Genomic DNA, 317 nt, shown 5'->3' on the forward strand with positions numbered 1-317 from the left:
GGCGGCCTGTATCTGGGCGGTGACGGTGTCGACGACCTCCTTCTCGCGGCGGGCGACCTCGGCAGCGGCCTCGGTCGCCTGCTCCTGGGCGTCGGTCTCGTGCTCCGTGGCGATCCGGAGGTTGTCGGCCGCGACGACCTCGGCCTCCGCGTCCCGCGCCGCCTTCTCCACGGCCGTCCCGTGGTCCTGTTCCGCCTTGCGGATCTGACCGGGTCGGTCGGCGGCGGTCGCCTCCGCTGCTGCCAATGCCGGCCGGGCGGTGGTGAGCGCGGTGGTGGCCTGCTGGATCACGCCGTTCGCGTCGGCGATCGCCGGGA

1 protein-coding gene is annotated in these 317 nt (G+C 74.4%); it reads right to left on the minus strand.

The window, feature by feature from the left end; all coding sequences use genetic code 11:
- A partial coding sequence (locus JHN63_RS52275; protein WP_200692083.1) for a hypothetical protein occupies positions 1-317 on the minus strand: 317 nt, incomplete at both ends.

It is taken from the genome of Streptomyces sp. MBT65, assembly GCF_016612545.1.
Taxonomy (GTDB): domain Bacteria; phylum Actinomycetota; class Actinomycetes; order Streptomycetales; family Streptomycetaceae; genus Streptomyces.